A 9,969-nucleotide genomic window follows, 5' to 3' on the forward strand; every position below is an offset into this window, starting at 1 on the left:
TACGGCGTCATCCGTAGCGGAGCGTGGCTCCCGACGACTTCAGGAAGTCGATGTGCAGGTGGTTGCAGGTGTCGTCGAACGGCGCGAAGTGCTCGAGGCTGATGGACGAGCGGCACTCGACCTGGCCGAGTCCGGTGCCGCCCGGGACCAGCGGGTCGAGGAGGTGGATCAGCTGCACGGAGCGCGCGTCGCCTCCGGTCAGCGGCGAGCCGTTGAGGAGGTAGAAGTCGACCGCGTGTCCGCCGCCGTCGGCGTAGTGCGCGGAGTCGGTGCCAGCGCCCTCGATCTGGCCGGTGCATTTGCGGTTGATGTCGCTGATGCCGACCTGGCTGAAGTTGTCCAGCGCCACCGAGATGGCCTGCAGGACGCGGTAGTCGACGCCGCAGTTCGGCACCACCTTGCCTTCGGCGAGGTTGGCGATCTCGGGGATGTGGTTCGGCGTGGAGCCGACGAGCCGCCCGGCGGCAACGGCGCCCATGAGCTGCACGGCGAGTGCCTGGACCGTCGGGGAGACCGAGTCGTTGGTGGTCGAGTCGAGCGCCTGCGGGCTCTCGGCGATGCCGAGACCGTCGCGAGAGACGACCTGAGCGGTCGCATCGCCTCCGGTGAGCGTCTGAACGGCAAGAGCGGTGCGCGCGGCCCCGGCGGTCGAACCTTCGCCCGTGGTCGCATACGCGGGCAGCGCCGCGGTTCCGAAGAAGGCGGTCAGAGCGACGAGCACGAAGACGTGGAAGCTGCGCCGGCGGCGGTTCTTCACGAAGATGCCGCGCCGCGGGTGGCGCGGGTTGTGCGGGTCGGCCATCGACGGGCCGGCCGAGAGGTGCGGGGCGGGGACGGTCGTCGGCTGAGCGGCCGCAGCGCGGCGCTCGGCCCGGGAGGGGCGCGTCGGCTTGACCACGACACGCTCTCGGACGACTTTCTGCGTGGCCGCCTTCGGCGCACGGCGCGGCCGGGAACGCTCAGCCTCGAGAGCAGCACGGCGGCTCGACATCGCCCGGGCCGATGGCGCCGGCGTCAGGTCGGCGTGGACCAGGGATTCGGCCTGCGTGAAGTCGCTCACCGGGTCGGCGACGGCCTGCGTCTGCGCGTCCACGTCGAGTACGACGGGTGCCCGATAGCTGCGACGAGGGCGCAGAGGGGCAGGCGACTTGGGCAAGCTTTTACTTCCTGGACGGTCGGGTCGAGGCGTCGCGGGGGGACGACGGCTTCAGGCGTACCCATCATTTCTACCCCATTTCGGCTGGACGTTCTATCAATGCGGATGAATAGATCCGACGGAATCGTCGAAGAACGCAGAAAGAGGAGGAGGGAGAACCGGGGGCGGGGCGCATCCCGCGCGTTCGGGTCACGCAGAAGCACCCCGGGCCCGGATTGGTCTCGGATACGGGTCCGATCACCATCACGATAGCTCTGCGCATCCGCGCGAGCACAGGCGAGTACGGCTGTTACGACAGGGCTTCCCGCTATGGGATCGCCACGGCGAGCTCGACGCGTCCGGCGCTCTCGCGGAGTGCGACCTCACCGCGTTCGGCGAGCTGGCGGAGGCCGATTCCGGGCCGGGCGGACGAGAGGGCGCCTCCGGAGACGACGAGCACCGAGACCCCGTGCGGAGCCGCCGGAGTCACCTCCAGCGTCACCGGCGTACCGTCGCCGTGGCGCACCGCGTTGGCGAGACCCTCCGAGATCGCGTCGACCACGGCCTCGGCCCTGCTCGGCTCGCGCAACCGCTCCCAGACGTCGCCGATCGACGACCGAAGCGGGATCGCGGAGCCCCAGCTCTCGACGAGCGCGGCGATCCGATCGGCCGCCTCCGGCTCGATGCGTGGCGCACGCAGTTCCGCGCGGATCTTGTCGACGACGTCGCGCAATTCGGCCGACGCGTCTTCGCCCGAGCCGGAACCCAGCGCCAGCGCCGCGGCGATCAGCTCGGATTGCACCCCGGAGTGCAGCAGACGGGCGAGGCCGGCACGCTCGTGCTCGAGCGCCGAACGTGTCGCCGCGGCGGCGCGGATGTTCGACTGGATCGCCGCCTCCAGCTCGCTCTGATCGCGTCGGACGCGCGCTGTGAGGGAGGCGACGAACGCGACGGCGAATCCCACGACCCAGTAGGTGGCCGCCTCGAACCAGACAAGCTGAGGGTCGCGGCCGAGCAACCGGACCACGAGCTCGCTCGTCGCAGAGAGCAGGACGCCGATCAACCCGTATCCGGCGAGAAGCACGAGCAGCCGGAGGGTCGGAGGCGTCCCGCGGACGATCGGGACCATCGCCGCGTTGCCGCCGACGAGCACGGCGAAGCCGCAGACGAGCGGCGGCAGCATGATGAGCACTCCGTACTGCCAGATGCCGAACGGCGTCACGAGGAGGACGAACAGCACGGCGAGCGGCAGCGGAGGCGCGGCCTGCATCGCCCCGAAGACCGACGCGATCCACTCACGCGGACGCACCGGCCCCGCGTCGGCCGAATCGTCGAGAAGGCCTCCATCCCCGGCAGGGGTGATCAGCTCGTCGTAGATGCGATGGCTCGCCGGCCGCACCACCTCCTCGGCCAGGCCCCGCAGAAGGCTCGCCGCCTCGCTCGGGTGGATCCCCTGGATCGCCGCATCGGAGGTCGCCTGCTCCAGCTGCTCCAGCACGGCGTCGACGGCCGAGTGCCGGAGCTGCAGCATCCGGGCGGCGGCACGATCCGCGTCGCGGGCGGAGGCCTCCTGCGCCGACCGCAACCGCCGGTACACGCCGACATGGTCGCGCACCAGCTGGACGGCGATGGCGATCAGCGAGAACATCGCGACGGTGGTGACGACGTTGATCAGGATCCGGCCGCCGAGGTCGCCGGCCACGACGGGGATGCGCAGCAGAGCGCCCGCCGCGAGGAAGAGGAGGGGACGCAGAACTCCGATCACGGCGAAGGCCACGATCACGGTCACCGCACGGACCGGCATCGGGACGATCAGAAGCAGCAGCCGGAGCCCCATCAGGAGCACGCCGACAGCGACGTGCTCGACAGCGGCCACCGCGACGACCGCCCAGGGTCCTCCCGTGACGTATTGCAACCCCGACATCACGGTCAGCGCGATCGGAGCCGTGACGAGCCAGGTCCAGATGGTGACCGCGGACGGCCCCGTCGCCTGCGCTAGCAGGCGTCGGGCGATCGCAGCCGTGGCGCTCACAGTCCGAACCGCGGATCGCCGTAGGTGGCGGTGTAGAGAGTAGCGGCCGCCACACGCGGAGCGGTCGCATCGTCGCCGACGAGGCCGAGCGCCTGGAAGACGCGCTCGACGCTCTTCTCGACGGCTCGCACCGAGACCCCGCGCCGGCGGGCGATCTCGGCATTGGTCAGCCCGGCGGCCAGCAGCCGCGTGGTCTCCCGCTGGGCAGGGCTCAGCCGCAGGAGCGCACCCTGAGCACCCTCCGCTCCGCTCAGGTGCCGCACGGGCTGGTCGGCGAGCACCGCCTCCGCGGCATCGACCAGCTCGTCCACGGAGGTGATCGCGGCCTTGTTCACGAAGGAGGCTCCGCCGACGGTGTCTCGGGCCTGGGCGGCGGCGGCCTCCAGGGACAGATTGCTGAGGAACGTGACCGCGATGTGCGGTGCGCGCTCACGCAGGATCGTGGCGAGTTCGACGCCGTTGGGCCGTGACCCCAGATCGATGTCGGTCACGAGGAGGTCGGGGTCGGCATCCTCGACGACGCGCAGCGCCTCCACCGCCGACGACGCCGCGGCGACCTCGAAACCGCGCTGGGTGAACGCTTCCGCGACGAGCGATCGCAGCAGGCCGTGGTCTTCGACCACCAGAACGCGCCTGCGCCACGTCGCCGTCATCCTGCCCGCCTCCCCCGTCGTCTGGACAGGATAACCGCACAGGGCGGCTGCTCCCGGCCGCTCGCACACCCCAGTTCGGGAGCGAAACGAGCGGCCGAAGACGGCGATGGAGGATGTTGCCCGCCCCGGGGTTCGCGCGGCCCGGGGCGGGCGGTCTGGTGTCAGCCTCGGATGAACCGCAGCGTGACGAGCTCGAAAGGCCGGAGTGCGAGGGTGGCGGCGCCCTCACCGGTCGTGCGCTCCAGCAGGTCGGTGCGCACGATGCGCTCGTGCGGGAAGCCGACCGCGAGCGTCGTCTCCGCGCGCGACCCGTGCGCCTCGTACAGCCGGGCGATCACGTCGCCGGAACCGTCCTCGGCGAGTTTCACCGTCTCCACCACCACCGCGGGCGACGAGGAGGCCAGCAGCGGCTCCACGACGGCGGCACCGGCCGGGCGCAGCGGCAGGTTGAGGCGGTAGCCCGTCTCGATCGCCGCGTCCACGCCGCCGATCACGATCGAGCTCCGGAGGGTGTGCGCCCCCTGGTCGGCCTCCGGGTCGGGGAAGAGCGGCGCCCGCAGCAGCGTCTGCCGCACGAGCGAGTACGTGCCGCCGCCCTCCCGCGGATGGCGGGTGATGTCGTGGCCGTAGGTGGCGTCGTTGGCGATGCCGACGCCGAAGCCGGGCTCACCCACGTGCACCCAGCGGTGCGCGCTGGTCTCGAACCGCGCGACGTCCCAGCTGGTGTTCGTGTGCGTCGGCCGGTCGATGTGGCCGAACTGGATCTCCGACCGGGCGGAAGTCGTGTGCACGTCGACGGGGAAGCCGAGCTTCAGCATCCGCTGCCGTTCGTGCCAGTCGACCTGCGTCTCGATGTCGAGCGCGGGCGAGCCGGCGGCGAGCGCGAGCGTCTGCGTCACGGTCGAATCGCCGAACCGGCGGACCAGCCTCAGCGTCGCACGCTCGGGCGTCTCCTCGACGACGTCGAGCGACTCGACAGAGGTGAGGTCTTCGCCGGACAGCCGGTATTCGACGTCGACGTCCCACGCGTCCCACTGGGTCGGGGTGTCTCGGAACAGCTGGAGGAGGTTCGCGCGGGCTCCCGCCGGCACGGCCTCCCGGCCGGTTGCCGCGTCCACGATCGACGGGATCAGGCCGTCGGCATCGATGGTCACCGCGATCCGGTCGTTCACCAGCCGCACGGTGTCGCCGTCTCGCTCGACACGGACGCCCGTTCCGCGCGCCGGGATGCCCGTGCCGCCCGGTGCGACGCCGTCGACGACGTACGGCGAGGCGTTCGCGACGGTGCCCGACTCGGCGGCCGAACCGGAGGCGAGCGCCGCGAGCGACCGCGCGATCAGGTCTTCCAGGCTCCGGGCGACCTCCGCGTAGTTCTCGACGGCCTGGTCGTGCACCCAGCCGATCGACGACCCGGGCAGGATGTCGTGGAACTGCTGCAGCAGCACCGTGCGCCAGGCCTCCTGCAGCTCGTCCGCCGGGTAGTCGGCACCCGTGCGCACGGCCGCCGTCGCCGCCCAGAGCTCGGCCTCGTGCAGCAGCGCCTCGCTGCGCCGGTTGCCCTGTTTCGTGCGCGCCTGCGAGGTGTAGGTGCCGCGGTGGAACTCGAGATAGAGCTCCCCCGCCCACACCGGGGCCGGGTCGAATTCGGCGCGGGCGGCCGTGAAGAACGAGGCAGGCGACGCTACGCGAACGGTCGGCGAGCCCTCGAGGTCCGCCGTCCGGGCAGCGGCCGCGACCATCTCGCGGGTCGGGCCACCGCCTCCGTCGCCGAACCCGAACGGAACCAGGGACGTGTTCGCCCGGCCCTTGTCCGCGAAGTTGCGCTCGGCGCGAGTCAGCTCCTCCCCCGAGAGGATGGAGTTGTACGTGTCGACCGGCGGGAAATGCGTGAAGATGCGGGTGCCGTCGATGCCCTCCCACTCGAACGTGTGGTGCGGGAACCGGTTGACCTCGTTCCACGAGATCTTCTGCGTCAGGAAGTGATCCATCCCGGCCGCACGGGCGATCTGCGGGAGCGCTCCCGAATAGCCGAACGAGTCGGGCAGCCACACCTCGCGCGGCTCGTAGCCGAGCTCCTCCTGGAAGAAGCGCTTGCCCTCCACGAATTGGCGTGCCAAAGCCTCGGAGCCGGGGAGGTTGGTGTCCGACTCGACCCACATCCCGCCGACCGGGACGAACCGGCCCTCGGCGACGCGCGCCCGGATGCGCTCGAACAACTCGGGGTAGAACCGCTGCATCCACGCGAACTGCTGCGCCGACGAGCACGCGAACACGAAGTCCGCGTCCTGGTCCATGAGGTCGAGCACGTTGGAGAACGTGCGTGCGCACTTGCGGATGGTCTCGCGCACCGGCCACAGCCAGGCCGAGTCGATGTGCGCGTGGCCCACGGCGAACACGCGGTGCGCGGTGGCCGCCGCCCGAGAGGCGAGCACTCCGGCGAGCGCGGCACGCCCCCGGGAGGCCGTGGCCGTGACGGCGAACGGGTCGACGGCGACGACCGCGTCCTCGAGCGCCGCGAACAGGGCGGCACGGCGCGGCGACGTCTCCGGCAGCTCGGCGGCCAGTCCGCGCGCGGTGAAGATGTCCTGGATCAACTCCCAGACCTCGGTGTCGCGATGCACGACGTCGACGCGCCGCAGTGTGTAGATGGAGGTCGTCGGCGCGGTCGACTTCCGGCCGACCGGCGTGGGCCGGAACGACCAGTCCGAGCCGACGTCGGGGTTCGACGCCGCCTCGACGAACAGCTCGAACGACTCCCCCGGCGCCGCCCGCAGTCGCACGTAGTTGTTGAGCGGCTCCAGCGCCTTGATGATCGTGCCGTCCGTCGCCCACACCAGACCCTCGGCCTGGAAGCCGACCTGGCCCGCCGAGAACCCGAGATCGACCACGAGCTCGACCTCGGCCGGGTCGGCCTCCCATTCAGGCGGCACCGTGCCGGTGACGCGGAACCACACCGTGCCCCACGGCCGCCCCCACGGACGGCCGACAGCGAAGGGCTCGAACGCCTGCTGCACCGCCTCCGCGAAAGGCACCGGCTCGTCCGGCACCTCCCACAGCTCCACGGTCACCGGCACGCAGGCCCGCTCGAGGGCGGGCGTCAGGCGCTCGCGGACGAAACGGTCGACCCGCAACTCGGCGAGCTGGTTCTGCTGGTACAAACGACGGCTCCTTCTATATAAGAGGTACTGCTAGCCCTTGACCGCTCCGGCGAGAGCGGACGAACCGCCCAATGCGCGGGACACGATCACGTACAGGGCGATGACGGGGACGGAGTAGGTGAGCGAATAGGCGGCCAGCTGGCCGTACGCCACGGCGCCGTACTGCCCGAAGAACGTGAAGATGCTCACCGCCGCCGGCTGGTTGCCGGGGCTGAGCAGCAACACGAACGGGACGAAGAAGTTGCCCCAGGCCGCGACGAACACGTAGATGAAGACGACCGCGATACCGGGGCGCACGAGAGGAACCACGACCGTCCACAACGTCTTCATACTGGAGGCGCCGTCGACCCAGGCCGCCTCCTCGAGGGAGAGCGGCACCGAGTCGACGAAGTTCTTCGTCATCCAGATGGCCATGGGGAGCGACGATGCCGCCATGAACAGGATCGTCCCACCGAGAGAGTCGATCAGGTTGAGCGACACGAACAGGCTGTAGACCGGCACCATCATCGCCGTGATCGGCAGGCACGTGCCGAACAGGATCGCGTAGAGGAACGGGCGGTTGAACCGGTTGCGGTAGCGCGACAGCGGGTAGGCCGCCAACACGGCGATGATCACCGTCAGGATGGCGCAGCCGGCCGACAGTAGGAGGCTGTTCCACAGTGGCACGAACGCGAGCTCTGGCGTGAGCACCTTCTGGAAGTTCTCGATCGTCCACTGCTTCGGCCACGCGACCGACAGGGTCGCGCTGCCGTCGAACGACGCCAGCACCACCCACACCAGTGGCAGCACGAACACGATGCCGATGAGCAGCAGCAGGACGTTGGCCGTCCATTTGAGGGCGATTCCGCTGGGCGACGACAACTTCATCAGTCCACCTCCGTCTTGAGGGCGCGCACGTAGACGATCGCGAAGGCGGCGCCGACGAGCAGCAGGATGGTCGCGATGGCCGTGCCGTAGCCGAGCTCGGAGAACTTGAACGCCTCCTGGTATGCCAGCACCGGCAGGGTCATGCTCTTGTTGCCCGGACCGCCGCCGGTCATCACGTAGATCAGCGTGAAGACCGACAGGGTCTGCAGCGTGATGAGCATCAGGTTCGTGGAGATGCTGCGCCGGATCATCGGCAGGGTCACGAGAAAGAACCGCTTGACCCCGTTCGCCCCGTCGACCTCCGCCGCCTCCGTGATCTCGGGCGGCACCTCCTGCAGCGCGGCCGAGTAGACCAGCATCGAGAAGGCGGCGCCGCGCCAGGTGTTGGCGAGGATGATCGACAGCATCGGGAACGCGAACAGCCATGACGGACCCGTGATGCCGAACCCGGCGAGGATCGCGTTGAGCGTGCCGTGCTGGCTGAAGAACGCGTACGACGCGAACGCCGCGACGATCTCCGGCAGCACCCACGCCCCGACGACGAACGTCGAGACCAGGGCGCCCACCCAGCGGCTGCCGTTGCGCATGAGCAGGGCGAGCACCATGCCGACGACGTTCTGGCCGATGACGGCCGAGCCGATGAGGAACACCAGCGTCAGCCACACCGAGACCGGGAAGTCCGGGCTCTTGAACAGGTCGATGTAGTTCTGGAGGCCGACCCACTGCGCCGATGCGGCCGACGCTCCGGTGAGCGACATGTTGGTGAACGAGCCGTAGAACGACGACAGGATCGGCCCGACCAGAAAGACGATCAGCAGACCGATCGCCGGGATCAGGGGGACGGCCCGGGCGAGGGATCGCCGGGTGTGCGCGCGCGAACGTGCCTTCTGCTGGCCGCGCGGCGGCCGGACCGGGGTGGTCCGGCCGCGCGCGTCGGAGCCGACGGCATCCAAGGTGGAGGTCACGGTTACTTCGACTCCGTCTTGTCCTTACCGACGATCCCCACGACGGTGTCGTCGTAGGTCTTGGCGGCTTCGGACGGCGAAGCCTGGCCGGTCATGACCGACTCCATCGCCACCTGGATGCCGTTGGAGATCTTCGGGTAGTCCGGTGTAGCGGGGCGGAACTTGGTGACCGCCACGAGCGAGGAGAAGAACTCCGAGGTCGGGTTCGACGTCTTGTACTTCTCGTCGTCGGCCACGTCCTTGCGCACCGGGATGCCGGCCGTGTTGATGTTGTACTCGAGCGAGCGCTGCTTGTCGGTGAGGAAGGTGATGAACTTCCACGCCAGGTCCTTCGCCGAGCTCTTCGCGCCCATCGAGAACGTCCAGCCGCCGGAGAGGCTGATCGAACCGGGGTCGCCGCCGTCCTTGGTCGGCATCTTGGCCGTGCCCATCACCTTGTCCCAGTCGGCCCACGGGGTGGCGCCGGTGGGCAGCCACGCGTTGGAGGCCCAGGAGCCGTCGAGGTTGATCGCCAGCTTGCCCTGCGGCACCAGTTGGTTGTTGATCGTGTTCTGGTAGTTGGTGTCGCTCGTGACCTCCTGGCTCGGGCCGAGGCCGCCCTGATAGACCTCCTTGATCACGTCGAGCGAGTCGGTGAACGCCTTCGACCCGGTGATCCACTTGGAGGACGAGTCGTCATAGAGGCCCTTGGCGCTGGCTCCGTACATGAGCATCTCGAAGCCCTGCATCGAGCTCGCCTCACCGGCGGCCTTGCCCGAGAAGATGTTCAGCGGGATGACCCCGGGGTCGGCGGCCTTGATCTTCTTGGCCGCGCTGATCACGTCGTCCCAGGTCTTCGGCTGCCACGGCGTGGGGATGCCGGCCTTCGCGAAGATCTGCTTGTTGTACCAGAGACCACGCGTGTCGGTTCCGGTGGGGATGCCGTAGACCTTGCCGTCGTCGCCCTTGCCGGCGTCCTTGGCGTTGTCGAAGAAGTTCGACCAGTCGGACCACTTGGAGACGTACGAGTCGAGGGGTGCGAGGTAGCCGGCCTGGGCGTCCGCACGGATGAGGAACGTGTCCTCGGACATGATGTCGGGCGCGGTCGTGGCCGCGCGGTTCATCAGAGCGAGCTTGGTGTAGTAGTCGTTCTCGGCGGCCTTGATCGGCACCAGTGTGA

At 69.5% G+C, this 9,969-nt stretch carries 7 protein-coding genes; all 7 read right to left on the reverse strand.

The genetic code is table 11. The features are described 5' to 3' along the window. Positions 1–7 precede the first annotated feature (7 nt). The gene (locus AC0HS0_RS06925) at positions 8–1,093 is read right to left on the reverse strand and encodes a hypothetical protein (RefSeq protein ID WP_472962720.1); all 1,086 of its coding nucleotides are present in this window, start codon (positions 1,091–1,093) and stop codon (positions 8–10) included. 370 nt (positions 1,094–1,463) lie between these two features. Then, a complete protein-coding gene (locus AC0HS0_RS06930) occupies positions 1,464–3,167 on the reverse strand; it encodes a sensor histidine kinase (RefSeq protein ID WP_472962722.1) in 1,704 nt (567 codons plus the stop codon). Next, positions 3,164–3,820: a response regulator transcription factor gene (locus tag AC0HS0_RS06935; RefSeq protein WP_472962724.1), complete on the reverse strand. Its 657-nt coding sequence runs from the start codon at positions 3,818–3,820 to the stop codon at positions 3,164–3,166. Before AC0HS0_RS06935 ends, AC0HS0_RS06930 begins: the two co-directional genes overlap by 4 nt. A gap of 161 nt (positions 3,821–3,981) precedes the next feature. Next, positions 3,982–6,978 (reverse strand): alpha-mannosidase, encoded by a 2,997-nt coding sequence (locus tag AC0HS0_RS06940; protein WP_472962725.1) that lies wholly within the window; start codon positions 6,976–6,978, stop codon positions 3,982–3,984. Positions 6,979–7,008: 30 nt separating this feature from the next. Next, positions 7,009–7,845, reverse strand: coding sequence for a carbohydrate ABC transporter permease (locus tag AC0HS0_RS06945; protein ID WP_472962726.1), 837 nt, complete (start codon positions 7,843–7,845; stop codon positions 7,009–7,011). Continuing rightward, the gene (locus tag AC0HS0_RS06950) at positions 7,845–8,810 is read right to left on the reverse strand and encodes a carbohydrate ABC transporter permease (protein ID WP_472962728.1); all 966 of its coding nucleotides are present in this window, start codon (positions 8,808–8,810) and stop codon (positions 7,845–7,847) included. Before AC0HS0_RS06950 ends, AC0HS0_RS06945 begins: the two co-directional genes overlap by 1 nt. 2 nt (positions 8,811–8,812) lie before the next feature. Then, positions 8,813–9,969, reverse strand: a 1,157-nt coding sequence (locus AC0HS0_RS06955; protein WP_472962730.1) for an extracellular solute-binding protein, incomplete at its 5' end; no start/stop codon positions are given.

The sequence above is a fragment of the Leifsonia sp. PARNA 1/14 genome (assembly GCF_055720965.1).